The 19,267-nt window shown below is 70.3% G+C and carries 18 protein-coding genes; 10 read left to right on the top strand and 8 right to left on the bottom strand.

Features of this window, described 5'->3' with window-relative positions; translation table 11 throughout:
* Positions 1–379 precede the first annotated feature (379 nt).
* Entirely contained in the window at positions 380–664 is a 285-nt protein-coding gene (locus KIS93_RS24900) for a hypothetical protein (protein ID WP_155129141.1), read from the bottom strand.
* Positions 665–926: 262 nt separating this feature from the next.
* On the opposite strand from KIS93_RS24900, the gene KIS93_RS24895 reads away from it, so the two are divergent.
* Positions 927–1,790 carry a DUF559 domain-containing protein gene (locus tag KIS93_RS24895; protein ID WP_080045397.1) on the top strand — a complete coding sequence of 288 codons (864 nt, stop codon included), beginning with the start codon at positions 927–929 and terminating at the stop codon, positions 1,788–1,790.
* A 291-nt stretch (positions 1,791–2,081) separates the two neighbouring features.
* Here the strand turns inward: KIS93_RS24895 and KIS93_RS24890 are convergent, their stop codons facing one another.
* Positions 2,082–3,266, bottom strand: a complete 1,185-nt coding sequence (locus KIS93_RS24890; protein ID WP_080047521.1) for a cytochrome P450 — start codon at positions 3,264–3,266, stop codon at positions 2,082–2,084.
* 34 nt (positions 3,267–3,300) lie between these two features.
* A complete protein-coding gene (locus KIS93_RS24885) occupies positions 3,301–3,606 on the bottom strand; it encodes a hypothetical protein (protein WP_186404421.1) in 306 nt (101 codons plus the stop codon).
* 410 nt (positions 3,607–4,016) lie between these two features.
* Between KIS93_RS24885 and KIS93_RS24880 the strand changes: the two genes are divergently transcribed.
* A complete protein-coding gene (locus KIS93_RS24880) occupies positions 4,017–4,154 on the top strand; it encodes a hypothetical protein (RefSeq protein ID WP_186404420.1) in 138 nt (45 codons plus the stop codon).
* Between the two features lie 388 nt (positions 4,155–4,542).
* Here KIS93_RS24880 and KIS93_RS24875 read toward each other — a convergent pair whose 3' ends face one another.
* Complete coding sequence (locus KIS93_RS24875) at positions 4,543–5,127, bottom strand: DinB family protein (protein WP_080045398.1); 585 nt, start codon at positions 5,125–5,127, stop codon at positions 4,543–4,545.
* Positions 5,128–5,805: 678 nt separating this feature from the next.
* On the opposite strand from KIS93_RS24875, the gene KIS93_RS24870 reads away from it, so the two are divergent.
* The 8 genes from KIS93_RS24870 to KIS93_RS24835 all read left to right on the top strand — a co-directional run bounded on the left by KIS93_RS24870 (position 5,806) and on the right by KIS93_RS24835 (position 14,977).
* Positions 5,806–6,651 (top strand): fumarylacetoacetate hydrolase family protein, encoded by an 846-nt coding sequence (locus KIS93_RS24870; protein ID WP_080045399.1) that lies wholly within the window; start codon positions 5,806–5,808, stop codon positions 6,649–6,651.
* The gene (locus tag KIS93_RS24865; RefSeq protein ID WP_186404419.1) at positions 6,648–7,985 is read left to right on the top strand and encodes an L-fuconate dehydratase; all 1,338 of its coding nucleotides are present in this window, start codon (positions 6,648–6,650) and stop codon (positions 7,983–7,985) included. Before KIS93_RS24870 ends, KIS93_RS24865 begins: the two co-directional genes overlap by 4 nt.
* A 90-nt stretch (positions 7,986–8,075) precedes the next feature.
* On the top strand, positions 8,076–8,810 hold the full coding sequence (locus KIS93_RS24860) for an SDR family NAD(P)-dependent oxidoreductase (protein WP_230465813.1): 735 nt from the start codon (positions 8,076–8,078) through the stop codon (positions 8,808–8,810).
* A gap of 71 nt (positions 8,811–8,881) precedes the next feature.
* Positions 8,882–10,519: an ISAzo13 family transposase gene (locus KIS93_RS24855; RefSeq protein WP_080038912.1), complete on the top strand. Its 1,638-nt coding sequence runs from the start codon at positions 8,882–8,884 to the stop codon at positions 10,517–10,519.
* A gap of 32 nt (positions 10,520–10,551) precedes the next feature.
* Complete coding sequence (locus tag KIS93_RS24850; RefSeq protein ID WP_080045401.1) at positions 10,552–11,574, top strand: sugar ABC transporter substrate-binding protein; 1,023 nt, start codon at positions 10,552–10,554, stop codon at positions 11,572–11,574.
* The gene (locus KIS93_RS24845; protein WP_080045402.1) at positions 11,575–13,056 is read left to right on the top strand and encodes a sugar ABC transporter ATP-binding protein; all 1,482 of its coding nucleotides are present in this window, start codon (positions 11,575–11,577) and stop codon (positions 13,054–13,056) included. It begins immediately after the preceding gene.
* Positions 13,053–14,042 carry an ABC transporter permease gene (locus KIS93_RS24840; RefSeq protein ID WP_230465814.1) on the top strand — a complete coding sequence of 330 codons (990 nt, stop codon included), beginning with the start codon at positions 13,053–13,055 and terminating at the stop codon, positions 14,040–14,042. The genes KIS93_RS24845 and KIS93_RS24840 overlap by 4 nt, the downstream gene beginning before the upstream one ends.
* Positions 14,042–14,977, top strand: coding sequence for an aldo/keto reductase (locus tag KIS93_RS24835; protein WP_080045404.1), 936 nt, complete (start codon positions 14,042–14,044; stop codon positions 14,975–14,977). The genes KIS93_RS24840 and KIS93_RS24835 overlap by 1 nt, the downstream gene beginning before the upstream one ends.
* A gap of 47 nt (positions 14,978–15,024) precedes the next feature.
* Here the strand turns inward: KIS93_RS24835 and KIS93_RS24830 are convergent, their stop codons facing one another.
* The 4 genes from KIS93_RS24830 to KIS93_RS24815 form a co-directional block, all read right to left on the bottom strand.
* Complete coding sequence (locus tag KIS93_RS24830) at positions 15,025–16,281, bottom strand: ATP-binding protein (protein WP_222107620.1); 1,257 nt, start codon at positions 16,279–16,281, stop codon at positions 15,025–15,027.
* 94 nt (positions 16,282–16,375) lie between these two features.
* The gene (locus KIS93_RS24825) at positions 16,376–17,329 is read right to left on the bottom strand and encodes a DNA polymerase ligase N-terminal domain-containing protein (protein ID WP_186404418.1); all 954 of its coding nucleotides are present in this window, start codon (positions 17,327–17,329) and stop codon (positions 16,376–16,378) included.
* A gap of 69 nt (positions 17,330–17,398) precedes the next feature.
* Positions 17,399–18,079 (bottom strand): FadR/GntR family transcriptional regulator, encoded by a 681-nt coding sequence (locus tag KIS93_RS24820; protein ID WP_080045405.1) that lies wholly within the window; start codon positions 18,077–18,079, stop codon positions 17,399–17,401.
* Between the two features lie 25 nt (positions 18,080–18,104).
* Entirely contained in the window at positions 18,105–19,127 is a 1,023-nt protein-coding gene (locus KIS93_RS24815; RefSeq protein ID WP_080045406.1) for an MBL fold metallo-hydrolase, read from the bottom strand.
* Positions 19,128–19,267 lie beyond the last annotated feature (140 nt).

The raw sequence follows: 19,267 nt of genomic DNA, 5'->3' as shown, positions 1-19,267 counted from the left end.
TCACCTCTCCGCTGACGCCACCGCTTCCGGCACCGTCGCCGTCGCCGTCGGCACGCTCGTGTTCGTTCGGGCCGTCGCAGCCCTCGCAGCCCTCGCAGCCCTCGCAGCCCTCGCAGCCCTCGCAGCCCTCGCAGCCCTCGCAGCCCTCGCAGCCCTCGCAGCCTTCGCCGTCGCTGGCGGGCGCGTCCGCTGCCTCGCCGCCGCCTGTGCTTCCGGCGCCCGCGCCGCCGCCTCAGGCATCCTCGCGTCCATTCGCGCAGTCCCAGCCTCCGCCGACCTCGCCTTCGCCGCCTTCGCCGCCCTCGCCGTCCCGGCCGTCGCTGCGGGGCACGTCTGCCGCCTCGCCGCCGTCTCCGCTTCCGGCGCCCGCGCCGCCGCCTCAGGCATCCTCGCGCCCGTTCGCGCAGCCCCAGCCTTCGCCGTCCCGGTCATCCCAGCCTTCGCCGTCGGGCACGTCCGCCGCCGCGCCGCCGACGCCTCCGGCGCGCCCGCGTTCATCCGCGCAGTCCCAGCCTCGGCCGCCCTCGCCGTCACAGCCGTCGCCGGACTCGCCGTCCCATCCTTCGTCGTCGGGCGCGCCTGCCGCCTCGCCGGCGTCACCAGCCGCAACATCGGCACCTTCGAGCTCGACCTCGGCCTTGATCCCAGCCTTGACCCCGATCACTCACTCGGCCTCCAACACGCGCTCGACCTCCAACCCGTACTCGGCCTCTGACGGGCGCTCGGCCTCTGACGGGCGCCCAGCGACCAACGCCCGCTCGACCTTCGACCCGCACTCCGCTACCGACACCCGCTCACCATCGCTCTCCCTCCTGAAGCGCGCCCGCAGGGCGACCCGGGCAGCGCCGGAGGCCGTCGCCTGCCGTCAGACGGCGGCCCACATCTGGGGCGTCAAAACGCTCTCCACACCGGAGGAGGAGTGGCCGGTGGAGCTGATCGCCCCGAGTCACCTCGCGATCCCGGGCTGCGTCACCTATCCGGCATCTCTCCCCGAAGAGGACATCACCGAGCACCAGGGCGTCCGTCTCACCACCATGGACCGCACGGCCCTCGACTGCGCCCGCTGGCTGCCGCGGATGGAGGCCGTGGCAGCCCTCGACCAGTTCGCCCGCCGGGGCGTGGACCTGGAGGCGTTGTGGCACCGTCCGCTCAACACCTGGAGCCTCCGGGAAACTCTCAGTCTCGCCGACCGCGGCGCGGCCTCTCCGCGGGAGAGCTGGCTCAGAGTCATCCTGACCGATGGGGGCCTCCCCAGACCCACCACTCAGATCAGGGTGGACCTGGGCGATGACCGGTTCGCCTACCTGGACCTGGGCTGGGAGGAGTTCAAGGTCGCCGTGGAGTACGACGGCCAGGAGCACCACACGTCACCCGCCGACCAGCAGCACGACGCGGACCGCCGTGAGGAGCTGCGCCAGCGTGGGTGGCGCGTGATCGCCGTCCGCCGAGACGTCATCCCCGGCCAGATCGCCGACCTCCTGCAACACGTGGCGAACGCCTTGATCGAATCCGGTTGGGAGCCGGGCCCGCAACGCACGATCCGCATCCTGAGCCGTATCCGCGCCGCCCGCCGCAGCCGCCGCTACCGCTTACCCTCCCCCGCCCGGTGCCGTCGCGCCGCACCCTCGCCCGCTGCTGTCGCGCCGTGCTGTCGCGCCGTGCTGTCGCGCCGTGCTGTCGCGCCGTGCCGTTGCGCCGTGCCCTCGCCCGGTGCCGGCGCGCCGTACCCTCGCCCGGTGCCGTCGCGCCGTGTCCTCGCGCCGTGTCCTCGTCCTCGCCTCTCGCCCTAGACTCGCGCCCTCGTCCCGTCCCCTCGTCTCGCGCCCCCGACCCACACCTTCGTTCCATGTCGCCGGTCCAGGCCCTCGCCTCGCGCCGTCAGCCCACGCCTTCAACGTGGGCTCTCGGCGCGAGTCACCCATCCGTCACGCTGACTCGCCTCCTCGACCTGCGCCCTCGACCTGCCTCGCCGTGCCGCCCCGAAAGTTCATGGTTCCGCCACCGATGATGACGATCACCCACAGTCCTTCGGGACAGGTAGTCCCGCATTCGTGCTCCTCTACAGAGCGCCAGACAGATGATCAGCCGATGGTCACGGGCAGTTCCTTGATGCCGTTGATGAAATTGGAGCGCAAGCGCCGGGCCTCGCCCGTCTGGCGGAGGCGGGGGTGGCGGCGGGCCAGTTGCTCGAAGAGGACGCGGAGTTCGAGCTTGGCGAGGTGGTTGCCAAGGCAGAAGTGCGCCCCGCCCCCGCCGAAGCCGATGTGGGGGTTGGGGTCGCGGCCGATGTCGAAGGTGTCGGCGTTGGGGAAGACGGAGGAGTCGCGGTTGGCGGAGGAGTAGAAGACCACGACCTTGTCGTTCTCCTTGATCTCTTGCCCGCCCAGCACCTGGTCGGTGGTCGAGGTGCGTCTGAAGAGGTTGACGGGGGAGACCCAGCGGACGATCTCGTCCGCGGCCGTCTTCGCGAGGGTCGGGTCGGCGACGAGCCGGGCCCACTGGTCGGGGTGCTCGAAGAGCGCGAGCATGCCGCCGGAGGCCCCGTTGCGGGTGGTCTCGTTGCCGGCCACCACCAGGAGGAGGACGAAGAGGTCGAACTCGTCCTCGCTGAGGGTTTCGCCGTGTTCGTCCGGCTGGAGGAGCTTGGTGACGATGTCGTTCTTGGGGTTGGCCTTGCGCTGGGCGGCGAGCTGGTTGGCGTAGGCGTAGACCTCCATGGCGGCGCCAGAGCCCTCTTCGGGGCTGGCGGCGTAGTCGGGGTCCTGGGAGCCGATCATGCGGTTCGACCAGTTGAACAGCTTGTCGCGGTCGGTCGCCGGGGCGCCGAGCAGCTCGCAGATCACGTAGAGGGGCAGGGGTGCGGCGACTTCGGTGACGAAGTCGATCTCGCCGGTCAGCTTGTCGAGGAGGTCGTCGCAGATGTCGCGGATGTGCTGTTCGAGTGCGCCGATCGTGCGGGGGGTGAAGCCGCGGTTGACCAGCGAGCGGCGCCTCGTGTGCTCGGGCGGGTCCTGGTTGAGCATCATGAGGCGCTGGAGGGCGATCTGGTCCTCGGGGAGGTCTTCGAAGAGGGCGAGCTTACGGTGGGAGGAGAAGAGGTCGGAGTGCCGTGACACGTGCACGACGTCCTCGTAGCGCGTCACGGCCCAGAACCCGGGGTCGCCCTCGTGCCAGTGGATGGGGGAGTGCGCGCGTAGCCAGGCGAGCTGGTCGTGGGGTGGGCCGGCGTTCGCGTAAATGTCCCTGTCGACAAGGTCGATGTGCACGCGGGTCACCTCTTGATCAAGCGCTTGGTTAGGCTTATCTGAAACGTGTTCTATTACGGCGCTGTACGGTCGTCAAGGACGGGCATCGATCGTTCCTGATGAGTTCTGCCCTGAATCGCCTCTGGCCTGCACTTATCCCGCTCACCTCGGCCGCCGAGGTCACCCAGGTCGCCAAGGCTCCCAATGCGCCTCCGTCGCGCATGCCGGGGTCGCGCATGCCGGGGTCGCGCATGCCGGGGTCGTGCATGCCGGGGTTGCGCATGCCGGGGTTGCGCATGCCGGGGTCGCGCATGCCGGGGTTGCGCATGTCCGGGTCGTGCACGTCGTGTCGGTCGTGCACGTCGTGTCGGTTGCGCAGGTTGCGTACATCGCCTCGATCGCGCCGCCGGGTAGCCGGGGTCGCCCCGGTGCGTCAGGTTTGCCCCGGGTCGTCCGGGCCCCAGGGTCGCTCGGTGGCCAAGGTTGTCGGGTTGCCAGGGTTGCTCGGTGGTCAAGGTTGCCGGGGCTTACTCGGTCGCCGTGGCTCACGCCTACGCTGGCACCGCGACTTCCTCGCCGCAGTCCCGCCCTGACGTGCTCACCACCGCGGACGGTATGGCGGGCGCGTTGAGCCAGGTGCGCGGTCCGGGTGGGGCGAGCGTGACCCGGCGTTCCGGTACCGCGCAGCCGGGGAGTGGGCAGCCGATGATCGGGCCCAGAGGCCGGTTCGGGATCGCCGGCGGGAGCTAGCCGATCATCGCCGCCACCGTGTTGCGGCTGGCCTCTCAGAATAGGGTCGACCTGGGCGCGCCGGTGGAGCGTTACCTGCCCGGGGTGCTGCGCGGCACCGGCGGCGCCAGGATCGACGGCCAGGAAGATCACCGTCCGGACACTGTGGCAGCGGGCTAGCGGCCTGCCTGAATACCTGGGCGCGAGCGGCTGGAAGAACCGCAGGACGGCGGGGTAGGTCTGGCCGACCGGCTGCCCACCTATGCGTGCGGGGTCGGCGGTGGCCTGGTCTCCATGCCTGGAGACCTCAACCGGTTCTGGAGTCGGGCCCCGCTGAGCGCGATGATGGCCAGGACGGTCAAGGTCGGGCAGGAAGGCTGGGCTAGAGGCGCCCGCTACGGCTACGGCACCGTCCGGATGAGGACGAGCTGTGGCGATGCATACGTCGCCGCGACGTGCGGCCGCTGAGGCCGGGCAGCAGCCGTGGGGGCCGGGCCGCTGACCGGCCAGACGGTTTTCGACGTGCGTGGCCTCCGCCGAAGGCGCGGTCACGGTGGTGCGATGGTGGTCAAGCCTTGGTCGCCGCCCTGGCGGCCTGCTCGATCTTCGCGCGGTGGGCCGCGAGGGCTTCCTCGTCGATCTGCTCTTCGTGTTCGGCGCGCAACCCGGTCCGGCCGTCGAGGCCCTCGCGCAGGATGTCGGCGTGTCCGGCATGCCGGGTGGACTCGCCGAGGACGTGGACCATAATGGCGAACAGGTTCGTGTGCCAGGCCGGCGTCGACTCCGGCCACCACGGCACGTGGCCGGGGGCGTCGAGGGGCAGCTCGTTGATCGTCGCGTCCGAGTGTTCCCAGGTGCGCCGGTAGAACTCGATGATCTGGTCGCGGGTCTCGTCCTCGGTCGCCCACAGATGGCTGCCGTCGGAGTCCTGCCACCGGGGCAGCGGCTCCGGGAAAGGGCGGTCGAAGACCTCGCCGAAGTACCTGGCCTCGACGGTGGCCAGGTGTTTGACCAGGCCGAGGAGGTTGGTGCCGGTGGCGGTCAGAGGTCGGCGGGCGTCGTATTCGGACAGGCCGTCGAGTTTCCAGAGCAGCGTCTTACGGTCCCGCCGCAGTCTCTCGTGCAGGATGTCCTTCGCGAAGTCGTCGATCACGGGTCGCGATCCTTTCATACGCGGATCGCGATCCCTTCATACCGGGCTGGCGGGCTCGGGCTGCGAGCTGCGAGCTGCGAACTGCGAGCTGCGAACTGCCTGGGGTCGTCGGGCTGGCCGGCCATCGCGTCCAGCCACACTGCTTGCAGCGATCGCTGCCGTGCCGCCGCCGCTGCCGCTGCCGTGCCGCCGCCGTCCCCCCGTCATGGCTGCGCCCCTCAGGGCGTCCCAGAGGTCCTGGCAGTGCCTGCGCGCTGGGTGGTTCGCCGGGCAGTGGGCGGGCGTGGTGGCTGTCGAGCCGTCCAGGACGATGGCCGGCAGCCGGGAGCGGGCGCCCGCGGTCGCCGAACTCCCACCGGCCGGGGGGCCATGTGTGTGCCTCCGGTTTCGTACGGGCCTCAGCTCTCCGACCCAGCCTTGGGAGGCGGGGTGGTGGGGCTCAAGGGAACGGTGGGGCGGGAGGGTTTGTGGTCGGATGTATGGGGGGACGGGGTTTCGGTCGCGTGAAAAGGGGTGGTCGGGGTGGTTAAGTGGGTTCACGAGGCCGCGGGGGAGTTTGTGGGGGTTTGTCGTGGTCAGGGATCGGAGGTATGCGGGGAGATGGCCTTGACACATGGCACGCGGCAGCACGAGCATCTTGAAACGAGACATCCGATGTATAGATAAGAAGGATGCGGTGTGAAGCTGCTGCGAGTGGGACCCGCCGGCCAGGAGCGGCCGGTGGTCATGGACGATGCCGGTAACCTGCGCGACATCGGAGAGCCGGAGATCGACGGGGCTTTCCTCGCCTCCGGGGGAGTGGCGCGGGTGCGTGCGGCGCTGGAGCGCGGTGATCTGCCGGTCGTCGAGGCCGAGGGGCTGCGGGTCGGGGCGCCGATCGCGCGGCCCGGGAAGATCGTCTGCATCGGCCTGAACTACAGCGATCACGCCGCCGAGTCCGGTGCCGCGGTGCCGGCCGAGCCCGTCGTGTTCATGAAGGCCGGCAACACGATGGTCGGCCCGTACGACGAGGTGCTCGTGCCGCGCGGCAGCGTGAAGACCGACTGGGAGGTGGAGCTGGCCGTGGTCATCGGACGGGAGGCCCGTTACCTCGGCAGCCGGGAGGAGGCGCTCGGCGTGATCGCCGGGTACGCCATCTCCAACGATGTCTCCGAGCGGGAGTTCCAGCTGGAGCGGGGCGGACAGTGGGACAAGGGGAAGTCGTGCGAGACGTTCAACCCGCTGGGCCCGTGGCTGGTGACGGCCGACGAGGTAGGTGATCCGCAGGCGTTGCCGATGCGGCTCTGGGTGAACGGGGAGCTGCGGCAGGACGGCGACACCAAGAACATGATCTTCGACGTGGCCGAGGTGGTGCGGTACCTGAGCCAGTTCATGGTGCTGGAGCCCGGCGACGTGATCAACACCGGGACGCCGGCGGGTGTCGCCATGGGCATGCCGGGGCAGCCGTACCTGCGCGCCGGTGACGTGATGGAGCTGGAGATCGAGGGGCTGGGGCGGCAGCGGCAGACGGTGGGGCAGGCATGACGGCGGCGATGGACGCCTCCACGGCCGGCGGGGATCACCAGGGCGGGGCGTACCGGATCGTGGGGATGGAGACGCACGACGTGCGGTTCCCGACCTCACGCGAGCTGGACGGCTCCGACGCGATGAACCCCGACCCCGACTACTCCGCCGCGTACGTGGTGCTCAAGACGGACGACGGGTACGAGGGGCACGGCTTCGCGTTCACGATCGGCCGCGGCAACGACATCCAGACCACGGCCATCAGCGCCCTGGAGCCGTACGTGGTGGGCAGGGACGTCGAGGACCTCGGCGCCCTGTACCACGAGATGGTGGGCGACTCGCAGCTGCGCTGGCTGGGCCCGGAGAAGGGCGTCATGCACATGGCGATCTCCGCCGTGGTCAACGCCCTGTGGGACCTCAAGGCGAAGCGGGCGGGCCTGCCGTTGTGGCGGCTGCTGGCGGAGATGACGCCGGAGGAGATCGTCGAGCTGATCGACTTCCGGTACCTGAGCGACGCGCTGACCAAGGACGAGGCCCTTGAGATCCTGAGGCGGAACGAGGCCGGCAAGGGGGAGCGGATCGAGCGGCTGGTCCGGGAGGGCTATCCGGCGTACACGACGTCTCCGGGCTGGCTCGGCTACGACGACGAGAAGCTGCGGCGGCTCTGCAAGGAGGCGCTGGAGCAGGGGTTCGGGCAGATCAAGCTGAAGGTCGGCGCGGATCTGGAGGACGACCGGCGGCGGTTCAGGGTGGCGCGCGAGGTGTGCGGGCCCGACTTCCCGATCGCGATCGACGCGAACCAGCGCTGGGACGTCGGCTCGGCCATCGAGTGGGTGGGCGCGCTGAGCGAGTTCAGGCCGCACTGGGTGGAGGAGCCGACGAGCCCCGACGACGTGCTCGGGCACGCGGCCATCGCCAGGGGCATCGCGCCGGTGCCGGTGGCGACGGGCGAGCACGTCCAGAACCGCATCGTGTTCAAGCAGCTCCTTCAGGCCGAGGCCGTCTCGTACGTGCAGATCGACTCCGCCCGCGTCGGCGGCGTCAACGAGAACCTGGCGATCCTGCTGCTGGCGGCCAAGTTCGGCGTGCCGGTGTGCCCGCACGCGGGCGGGGTGGGGCTGTGCGAGCTGGTGCAGCACCTGTCGATGTTCGACTACGTGGCGGTCACGGGGTCGATGGAGGGCCGCGTGATCGAGTACGTCGACCACCTGCACGAGCACTTCGTGGACCCGGTGGTGATCCGCGACGGCCGGTACGTGGCGCCCTCGAGGCCGGGGTTCAGCGCGGAGATGCACGCGGAGTCGATCGCCGCCCACACGTATCCGGGTGGCGAGGTCTGGAGGGGTGAGGCGTGAGCGCTCACACGTATCCGGGTGGCGAGGTCTGGAGGGGTGAGGCGTGAGCGCTCACATGTACCCGGGTGGCGAGGTCTGGAGGGATGGGGCGTGAACCTGAAAGCGGTGGTGACCGGCGGCGGGTCCGGGATCGGGCTGGCGGCGGCGCGGGCGCTGGCCGGGCGCGGCATGACGGTGGCCTGTCTCGACCTCAACCCGCCGGGTGAGCCGTTCATCGGCATCAAGGCCGACGTGACCGACGACGCGCAGGTACGCGCGGCGGTGGCCGAGGCGGCCGAGCGGCTGGGCGGCATCGACGTGCTGGTGAACAACGCGGGCATCGGCGCGCAGGGCACCATCGAGGACAACCCGGACAGCGAGTGGAACCGGGTGTTCGACGTCAACGTGCTCGGCATGGTCCGGGTGGCGCGGGCGGCGCTGCCGTATCTGAGGAGGTCGGAGCACGCGGCGATCGTGAACACGTGCTCGATCGCGGCCACCGCGGGGCTGCCGCAGCGGGCGCTCTACAGCGCCACGAAGGGCGCGGTGCTGTCGCTGACGCTGGCGATGGCGGCGGACCACATCCGCGAGGGCATTCGCGTCAACTGCGTCAATCCGGGCACCGCCGACACGCCGTGGGTGGGCAGGCTGCTGGCCGCGGCCGACGACCCGGAGGCGGAGCGGGCGGCGCTCAACGCCAGGCAGCCGATGGGCCGCCTGGTCACCGCGGAGGAGGTGGCCGCGGCGATCGCCTACCTCGCCGGCCCCGAGTCCGCCTCGACCACCGGCACCGCGCTCGCGGTGGACGGCGGCATGCAGGGGCTACGGCTCCGGCCCACCAACTAAGAGGGCCACGCTACTAAGGGCCTGCAGAGAAATAACTCGTAGCATTCCGGGTTCGCGGTCGATGGTCTGGTATGAGCGTGTCGGCGGAGACCGTAGAGATGCTGGCTGCGAAACTTGAGGTGATCTTGCCGCATCTGGACGAGCGGCAACGCCGGCTGCTGCTCGGTGCCGAGGCGCGCGCACTGGGGCACGGCGGGATCCGGGCGGTGGCCCAGGCGGCGAGTGTCCGCGAGGCCACGGTGTCACGGGGCGTGGATGAGCTGGAGGCGGGCGCCGAGCCGTTGGGACGGGTCCGTCGGCCAGGCGGAGGACGGAAGCGACTGGTCGACATCGACCCCCAGTTACGGGCCATGCTGCTGGCGCTGGTGGAGCCGGATGAGCGTGGGGATCCGACCTCGCCGCTGCGCTGGACCACCAAGTCCACCCGCAAGCTGGCCGGTGAGCTCACCGGCCAGGGGCACCGGGTGTCGGCCGACACCGTCGCCGACATCCTGCGCACTGAGGGGTTCAGCCTGCAGGGCAACGCCAAGACGCTGGAGGGCGGCCGGCACCCGGATCGCGATGCGCAGTTCCGCCACCTCAATGAGCAGGTCCGCGCGTATCGCGATGCCGGACAGCCGGTGATCAGCGTGGACACCAAGAAGAAGGAACTGCTCGGGCCGTTCAAGAACGCCGGACGGGAGTGGCGGCCGGCCGGTGAGCCGGTGCTGGTCAACGTCCACGACTTCGCCGAGTCCGCATCCGGGAAGGCGATCCCGTACGGCATCTACGACATCGCGGCCAACACCGGCTGGGTGAACGTCGGCACCGACCACGACACCGCCGCGTTCGCGGTCGCCTCCATCCGCCGCTGGTGGCATGCCCAGGGCAGCGCCGCTTACCCGCAGGCCACCCGGCTGCTGATCACCGCCGATGCCGGCGGCGCGAACGGCTACCGCACCCGCGCTTGGAAGAGCGAACTGGCCGCTCTGGCCGCCGAGACCGGCCTGACCATCACCGTCTGCCACCTGCCGCCCGGAACCTCGAAATGGAACAAGGTGGAGCACCGGCTGTTCGCCCACATCACGATGAACTGGCGCGGCAGACCGCTGACCAGCCACGAAGTGGTGGTCAACAGCATCGCCGCCACCACCACGAGCACCGGATTGCAAGTGCAGGCCGCACTTGACACCGGCGTCTACCCGCTCGGCGCCCGCGTCAGCGACGCCGAGCTGGCCGCCCTGCCCCTGACCCGGCACCTCTTCCACGGCGACTGGAACTACACCCTGCACCCCACCCTGGACACCGACCCCGACGCCACCGGTCACGACCAACCGGCCGAACGGTGGGACCCGCAGGTCCTGTCCGATCCCACCCTGACCGGCATGCCCCGCCCGGAACTGGACCGCCTGACCATCAACCTGCAAGCCCGCGATCAGCAACGCCCGCGAATCAAAGCGGGCCGGCCGCCCACTGTGGCGTTCACCGACCAGGTCCTGCTCACGGTGCTGCACCAGCGGCTGGGCCTTGCCATCGAACCCCTGGCGGTTCTGTTCGGCACCAGCCGGACCACCGCCTACCGCACCACCCGAAGCATCGGCCTACTCCTCGATCAGCACGGCACCCACATCCCACCCGCACCCACCCCGCCTGGGCTGCTGCGCGTCCTGCACGCACGCGTCCTCGCCGAAGACACCAAGGCCGCCAACAAGATCAAACCCGCGTGTTAATAATCTGCAGGTCCTAAGGAAGGTACCCCCCAATGAAGTTCGGACGGGCGGTCGCGGCAGCGGCCCTCTTGGCGGTCGTGACCGCGTGTGGCTCAGGCACCACGACGGGAGCAGGAAGCGGCGGCGGCAAGGTCGGCATCGACCATCCGCGTGCCGACTCCGACTTCTGGAACTCCTACATCAAGTACGTCCCGCAGATGGCCGGCGAGCTCAAGGTGGACCTCATGCCCGCCACGAACTCGCAGAACGACGTGGCCAAGCTGGTCAACAACGTGCAGGCGCTGATCGGCCAGGGCGCGAAGGTCATCGTCATGGCCCCTCAGGACACTGGCGCCATCGCCAACACGCTCCAGCAGCTGGAGAACAAGAAGATCCCGGTCGTCACCGTGGACACCCGTCCGGACAAGGGCAAGGTCTACATGGTCGTACGTGCGGACAACCGCGCGTACGGCACGAAGGCGTGCGAGTTCCTCGGCGAGAAGCTCGGCGGCAAGGGCAAGGTGGTGCAGCTCCAGGGCGCGCTCAGCTCGATCAACGGCCGTGACAGGTCGGAGGCGTTCCTGGAGTGCATGAAGGCGAAGTTCCCCGACATCACGGTGTTCAGCGAGCCGACCGACTGGGAGGGCAGCAAGGCGGCGTCCATGCTGCAGACCCGCCTGGAGCAGAACCCCGACATCAAGGGCATCTACATGCACGCGGGCGGCGTGCACCTGGCGCCGACGCTGCAGGTGCTCAAGCAGAAGGGCCTGCTGGTGCCGCCGGACGACCCCAAGCACATCTTCGTGATCTCCAATGACGGGATCCCGCAGGAGTTCGAGGCGATCCGCAAGGGCGACATCGACGCGACGGTGTCGCAGCCGGCCGACCTTTACGCCAAGTACGCCCTCTTCTACGCCAAGGCCGCGGCGGAGGGCAAGACGTTCAAGCCTGGCCCGACCGACCACGACAGCACGATCATCCAGCTCCCCAACGGCCTGGAGGACCAGCTCCCGGCGCCGCTGGTGACCAAGGAGAACGTGGACGACAAGGCCCTCTGGGGCAACCAGGTCAAGTAGATGAACATTCACGTCGAAGCCCGGAACGTGGTCAAACGCTTCGGCCCGACCACCGCGCTGAACGGCGCGAAGATCGAGATCGCCGAGGGTGAGACGCACGCGCTCGTGGGCAGGAACGGCGCGGGCAAGTCGACGCTCGTGTCGATCCTGACCGGGCTGCAGCGGCCGGACGAGGGCGAGGTGCGGTTCTCGGGGCAGGCCGCGCCCGCCCTGGCCGACCGTGACGCCTGGCGGCAGCGGGTGGCCTGCGTCTACCAGAAGTCCACGATCATCCCGGCGCTCACCGTCGCCGAGAACCTGTTCCTCAACCGGCAGTCCGACGGGCACGCCAGGATCAACTGGCGCAAGCTGCGGGCCAGGGCGCGCGAGGTGCTGGACACGTACGAGGTGGACGTCGACGCGCAGGCGCTGGCCGGCGACCTCAGCGTGGAGCAGCGGCAGCTCGTGGAGATCGCCCGCGCGCTGTCGTTTGGGGCGCGCTTCATCATCCTCGACGAGCCGACCGCCCGCCTCGACGGCCCGGCCATCGAGCGGCTGTTCACGCGCATGCGGTCGCTGCGCGAGCAGGGCGTCACGATGATGTACATCTCCCACCACCTCGACGAGGTCTACGAGATCTGCCAGAGCGTCACCGTCTTCCGCGACGCCCGGCACGTCACGACCCGGCGGGTCGCCGACCTGCCGCACGACGAGCTGGTGGCCGCGATGACGGGGGAGGCGACGGCGGCGTACGAGGCGCGCGAGCACACTCCCGGTGAGCGGGTGGTGTTGCGAGGGGCGGGCCTCAGCCTCACCGGCCGCTACACGGATATCGATATTTCCGTCAAAGAGGGCGAAGTCGTCGGCCTGGCCGGGTCCGCGAGCAGTGGCAAGGTCGGCCTCGCCGAGACGCTGGTCGGGCTGCGCAAACCCGACACCGGCACCGTCGAGGTGAACGGCACCCGCGTCCGGCCCGGCGACGTGCCCGCCGCCATACGGGCCGGGCTCGGGTTCGTGCCCGAGGACCGGCACCACGAGGGGTTCGTCCCCCTGCTGTCGGTGGGGGAGAACGCCACGTTCCCGATCGCCCGCAAGCTGGGCCGCTACGGCCTGGTCTCCCCGGCCAGGCGGCGCGCCACCGCGGAGCGGATGATCGCGGCGCTGGACATCAAGACCGAAGGCCCCGACCAGCCCGTCGGCGACCTGTCCGGCGGGAACGCGCAGAAGGTCGTCTTCGCGCGGGCCCTCGTGGACGACCCGACCGTGCTGGTCGTGATCAACCCGACCGCCGGCGTGGACGTCAAGGCCAAGCAGGCCCTGCTCGGCGCCGTCGAGGACGCGGTCGAGCGCGGCGCGGGCGCCGTGGTGGTCTCCGACGAGCTCGACGACCTGCGCATCTGCGACAGGGTGCTGGTGATGTTCCACGGCAGGGTGGTGAAGGACGTGCCACGTGGCTGGACCGACCACGAGCTCGTGGCCGTGATGGAAGGCATGGAAGAGTGACGACTTTGACCGCACCCGCCCCTCGGCTGAGGATGGCCAGGTTCCGCGACCTGACGCTCGTGCCGGTGATCGTGCTCCTGCTCATCGTGGGCGCGTTCCTCGACCCGACCTTCCTGACCGCGGGCAACCTCACGAACGTGCTCCAGCAGCAGGCCGCGATCTCGCTGCTCGTGCTGGCCGAGTCGATGATCCTGATCGCCGGGAAGTTCGACCTGTCGCTGGAGTCCACGGTCGGCACCGCGCCGGCCATCGCGGTGATGCTGGTGATCCCTGCCGCCGCCGGCGGCTTCGGCATCGGGCTGCCGGGCGCGCTGGTGATCCCGCTGGCGCTGCTCATCGGGGCCGCGATCGGGGCGTTCAACGGCTTCCTGATCATCAGGTTCCAGCTGTCGGCGTTCATCGTCACGCTGGCCATGCTGATCATCGTGCACGGCTTCCTCCAGGGGCCGACCGAGGGCAAGACGCTGTTCCAGCTCCCCGAATCCATCCTCTACCTGGGCAGCGCCATGTGGCTCGGCCTGCCGGCCGCCATCTGGATCGCCGGCGTGCTGTTCGCCGCCGGCATCTTCGGCCTCGGCTACCTCAGGCTCGGCCGCGCCCTGTACGCCATCGGCGGCAACATCGACGCCGCCCGCGCCGCCGGCATCCGGGTGGACCGCGTCCTGTACGGCGTCTTCATCCTGGGCGGCACGCTCGCGGCGCTGGCCGGCATCCTGGAGACCGGACGCCTCGGGGCGATCGGCAACAACCAGGGCGTCGGGTGGATCTTCATGGTGTTCGCCGCGGCCGTCATCGGCGGCGTCAGCATGGACGGCGGCAAGGGCACGATCCTCGGCGCGCTCACCGGCGTGCTGGTCATCGGCCTCGTCCAGAACATCCTCACCCTCATCGGCGTCTCCGGCTTCTGGCAGCCGGTGATCTACGGCTCGATCATCCTCATCGCCCTCATGATCAGCCGGATCGCGGGCGGAAAGGCACAGGACTGATGGCACTGGACCTGCCCCGCCACGGGTTCGGCGGCGCGCCCATCGGCAACCTGTACGACGAGGTCGCCGAGGAGCAGGCCCGCGCCACGGTGGACGCGGCCTGGGACAGCGGGGTGCGCCTGTACGACACTGCCCCCCACTACGGCCTCGGCCTGTCCGAGCGCCGCCTCGGCGCCGCGCTCGCCGGCCGGTCCGGCTACCTGCTGTCCACGAAGGTCGGCCGCCTGCTGCGCCCCAAGGCGTCCGGCCCCGGCCACGACGACGACATCTTCGACGTCTCGGGGGAGCTGGAGCGGGTGTGGGACTTCTCCGCCGCCGGCGTCCGCGCCTCCCTGGACGAATCCCTCGAACGCCTCGGCCTCCCGTCCGTGGACATCGCCCTCATCCACGACCCCGACAACCACGCGGACCAGGCCATCGGCGAGGCGTACCCGGCGCTGGCCGAGCTGCGCGCCGCCGGCCGGGTGCGGGCCATCGGCGTCGGCATGAACCAGTGGGAGGTGCCGCTGCGCTTCGTCCAGGAGACCGACATCGACGTCGTCATGCTCGCCGGCCGCTACACCCTCCTCGACCAGTCGGGCCTGCCCCTGCTGGACGAGTGCGCGAAGCGGGGCGTCAAGGTGCTGGCCGCCGGGGTCTTCAACAGCGGCATCCTCGCCACGCACGAGCCGGCCGGCACGTACGACTACGCGCCGGCGCCGCCGCGACTGCTGGAGCGCGCCAGGCGGATCGCCGGAATCTGCGAACGGCACGACGTCACCCTGCCGCACGCGGCCCTGGCGTTCCCGCTGCGGCACGAGGCGATCACCACGATCGTCCTGGGCGCCCGCACCCCGGAGGAGGTACGCCGCAACGCCGACCTGTGGTCCCGCCCGGTGCCCGAGGAGCTGTGGGCGGACCTGGAAGGAGAGGGGTTGCTCGCGGCAGGGAGGTGATGATCCCGGCGAGGAGGCGGTTGCGGCGGGCCCGTCGCCGGACGGGCCTACCCGGCCTCCCAGAGCGCGCTCACCGGCATGGCCCGCATGCGATCCCCGAAGGGGAGGGTCTGGGTGCCGGTGTAGAGGACCACGCCCGCGACGAAGTCGTCCCCGAGCCGGTCGGCCAGGTGTCTCAGCCCCCTGAAATCCCCACCCCGTACGGTCGAGGCGGCCTTGACCTCGATGCCCACGACGCGCCCTTGCCTGTTCTCCAGCACGGCGTCCACCTCGACGCCGTCCTTCGTCCTGTAATGGGAGAGATCGACGAGCTCGTCCGACCAGGTGAGCTGCCGGGCCAGCTCCATGAGCACGAACCCTTCGAGCAGCGGCCCGAACGCGCCCCCGGGCCGCACCAGGCCGCGCGCGTCGGTCCCGAGCACGTTCGCCGCCACGCCGGAGTCCACGAACGCCACCTTCGGCGTGCCCACGGCGCGGTTGCTCAGGTTTCTGGACCAGGCCGGGATCCGCTTGATGAGGAAGACCTCTTCGAGCAGGGCGAGATAGCGGATCACCGTGCTCGCGGACACGCCGAGCTCGGCGCTCAGGGCGTTCGCGACGAGCAACTGGCCGGATCGGGCGGCCAGGAGGCGGATGAGCGCCGTCATCTGGGGGGCACGCTCGATCTCCGAGAGCTGCCGCACGTCACGTGCGATGAGATCGCCGAGGTAGGAGTCGAAGAAGCGCCCTCTGCGCCGGGGGTTGTCGCGGGCCACCGCTTCCGGGAAGCCGCCGCGGATGAGCCGCTCGGCGTACTCCGTCCTGGTCACCTCGGAGTTGTGCCGCAACGCGGGCCCTTCCGCGAAGACGGCGTCGACGAAACGATCGGCGGTGCCGTCGATCTCTCCCTGCGCGAACGGCCAGAGCTCGATCGTCTCCATCCGCCCTGGCAACGTGTCGGGGAGGTCCTTGAGGGCGAGCAGGCGGGACGATCCGGTGAGGAGGAAGCGGCCCGGCCTCGGGTCGTTGTCCACTTGCGACTTGATCGCGAGCAATAGCTCGGGAACCCGCTGGATCTCGTCGATCACCATGAGATCGGGGAACGCCACGAAGCCGTCCGGGTCCTCGACGGCCGCCTGCCTCGTGGCCGTGCTGTCAAGATCCCGCCATTCGGCCGCCCGGCCCTTCGCGATCCGGCCCACCAGCCTGTTCTTGCCGCAGTGGCGGGCGCCGTTGACGAGGACCACTCTGGTGTCGTCGAGTGCTTCCACCACCGCTCGTTCGGCGTGCCGGGACAGGAACTCGCGCATGGGCGTGCTGGCCATATCCGCAGCATGACGTACGTGGCTGACGCGTTGGCCGCCTTTGGGCTGACGCGTTGGTCGCCCTCCTGCTGACGGATTGGTCGGGGTGGGGTCGTCAGGAGGGGATGAAGAGCCAGGACTTTGACGGGCCCGGTTCGTACGGTGAGTTCAGGCGCTTGGCGATCACCCCGGGCAGGCGCTGTTCGCGGGCTGCCCGGCGGACCGCGTCCGACTCGCCGGGCCAGGATGGGGCGGTCTGCCAGTGGGGGCCGGTCAGGTTCAGGGCTTCCAGGGCGGCCCTTCGCGTGGTGTAGGGCTCGGTCAGGAGGGAGTGGCCGTCGTCGTACAGGAGGTCGTAGAAGACGAGGAGCTCCGCGCCGCCGAGCGTGGCCACTTCGCCGTCCAGGACGGCGGTGCGGCTGCCGAACGACTCCGCCAGGCCGCGCAGCCACGGGTGGTCGCGGGCCGCGTCCGTGCGGCCGCCGTCGATGGGGACGAGGAGGCGGCGCCCGCCCCACGCGAACTCGAAGGCGTAGGCCGAGGCGTCCTTCGGGGGGCGGGTGCGGTCGGTGGGGAGCATGGGCGTCAGGGGTGGGAACGGGTCGCGGACGGGCGCGCCCATGCGGTGGATCATCCAGTTCTTGCCGCGCGTCCGGAACAGCACGAACCGGCCGGAGGCCCGCTCGCCGCGCAGGACGACCTTGACCTCGCGGTCCGACCACTTCTCCGTCTCGTACGTGCCGGTGTCCCAGACGGTCATGGTGCCGCCGCCGTACTCGCCCTTGGGGATCTCGCCGTGGAAGGTGAGGTACTCCATGGGGTGGTCCTCGGTGTGCACGGCGAGATGGTTGGTGTCGGGGTCGGCGGGCAGGCCCTTGGGGACGGCCCAGGAGACGAGGACGCCGTCGCGTTCCAGGCGCAGGTCCCAGTGGAGGGAGCGGGCGTGGTGCTCCTGGATGACGAAGGCCCTGCCATCAGAGGTGCCGTCTGGCGAGGGGGTGTCGGGGACGGGCTCTGGGGTGCGGTTCGGGTCGCGTTTGCTCCGGTATTTCGAGAGTTTGTCGGACACAGGACCGGTACTACCCGGTCGGGCTCTCCCTGATCGGCGGTCGTGGAGTCCTCCGATGTGCGGACGAGATCAGTCCATCTCCAGGGCCCGGCGCAGCCACGACTCGACGCCCGCCACGTGCACGGTCGCCCACGCGCGGGCCACGTCCGCCTGGCGGGCGGCGATCGCCTCGTAGATGGCGGTGTGCTGCTCGCGCGTCTTGTCCATCGCGCCCTCCTGCGTGAGGCCGCGCCAGATGCGGGCGCGGGTGGTCGGCCCTGACAGGCTCTCGATGAACGAGCACAGCACGCTGTTGCCCGACCCTTGCGCGATGCGGTGGTGGAACTGGAGGTCGTTGGCCACCAGCTCCTCCACGGTGGGCCGGGCGGGCAGCGACTCCAGGATCACCCGCAGCTCGGCGATGTCGGCGTCGGACATCTGCTCGGTCGCCATCGCCGTGGCGGCCGGCTCGAGGATGCGGCGCACCTCGAAGAACTGGATGACGGTGTCGTCGCGGTGCAGGTCGAGCACGAACGACATCGTGTCGAGCAGCAGCCCGGGCTCCAGGCTGGTGACGTACGTGCCGTCGCCCTGCCGCACGTCGAGCACGTTGATCAGCGACAGCGCGCGGACGGCCTCGCGCAGCGAGTTGCGTGACAGGCCGAGCCGTTCGGCCAGGTCGGCCTCTTTCGGCAGCCGGTCGCCGGGGGCCAGCTCCCCCGAGAGGATCATCTGCTTGATCTTGTCGATGGCCGCATCGGTGACCGCCACGCTCTTCTCCCTAGACATCGGATGTCTAGGAGTCTAGAGCGTGGAAGCGGACGGCATCGACACCGGGCAGGCGCCGCACGTGACCTTTGGCCTCCAGGGCGCGCAGGTGTGCGGCGGCCTCGCCGGCCGCCATGCCCCTCAGCGGCGGGGGCAGCTCGTCCCACGGCCTGTTCCACGTCATCATCGCGGCGACCTCCCAGATGGTCAGCGGTTGCGGCCGCTGGGCCAGGAGGGCGCGCAGCCGTTCGAGCTTCTCCTCGTGATGGTGGCGGATCTGGGCGGCGCGTGCGGCCACATCAGGAAATATCCACTCATGGGCGGGGAGGGCGTCGAGGGGGCCGAGCTCGCTCACCCGGTCCAGGGAGTCCAGGAAGTCGCCCAAGGGGTCGATGTCGTCCCGGTCGTAGGGGTAGATCCCGATGTGCGGGGTGATGTCGGGCAGGACGTGGTCGCCGGTGAACAGCCGGTCAGCGTCCTCCAGGTGCAGGCAGATGTGCCCCGGCGTGTGCCCGGGGGTGTGCACGGCACGCAGCTTGCGGCCCGGCAGGTCCACGAGGTCGCCGTCGCGCAGCTCCCGGTCCGGCAGTGCGGGCGGGGCCGGGCGCTCGCCTGCGACCTGCCGCGCCTCGCCCGGATCGGCTCCCGCCCGTCTCAGCATGTCGGCCTGGAACGCGTCGTGCTCGGCGCCGGCGTACTCGGCCATGAGCCTGACCAGCGCGGCGTCACTCTCGTGCATGGCGATCCAGGCGCCGGACGCCTGCCTGACCTGCCCGGCCAGGCCCGCGTGGTCAGGATGGAAATGGGTGACCACCACCCCCCTCACCGCGCTCACGTCGAGCCCGAGCGTGGCCAGGCCGCCGCTCAGGGCCGCCCACGCGTCCGGATGGTTCCATCCCGCGTCGATCAGCACCGGGCCGGGAGGGGAGTCGATGGCGTAGACGAGCGTGTAGCCGAGCGGGTTGCCCGGGATCGGCACCGGCACGCTGCACACGCCGCCGCCGAGGTCTTGCGGGCGCTGCTCTGCGTACGGCCTGCGCCTGGACTTCATCTGTCCCCCGATTGAGAAAGTGCGTACGTGGTCTGAGCGCCGGGGCCGGCGGCCAGATACATGATCGGCTGATTTGTCGGGAAATGGTGGCTTGTGGGGTGATCGGCCAAGGCGCTTCGGTGGCAGGCGGTGAAACTCGC

The organism is [Actinomadura] parvosata subsp. kistnae (genome assembly GCF_900323885.1).
In the GTDB taxonomy this organism is placed as follows: Bacteria; Actinomycetota; Actinomycetes; order Streptosporangiales; family Streptosporangiaceae; genus Nonomuraea; species Nonomuraea composti.
Note: the sequence above shows the minus strand (reverse complement) of the source record. Positions and strands in the feature narration are given on the sequence as shown.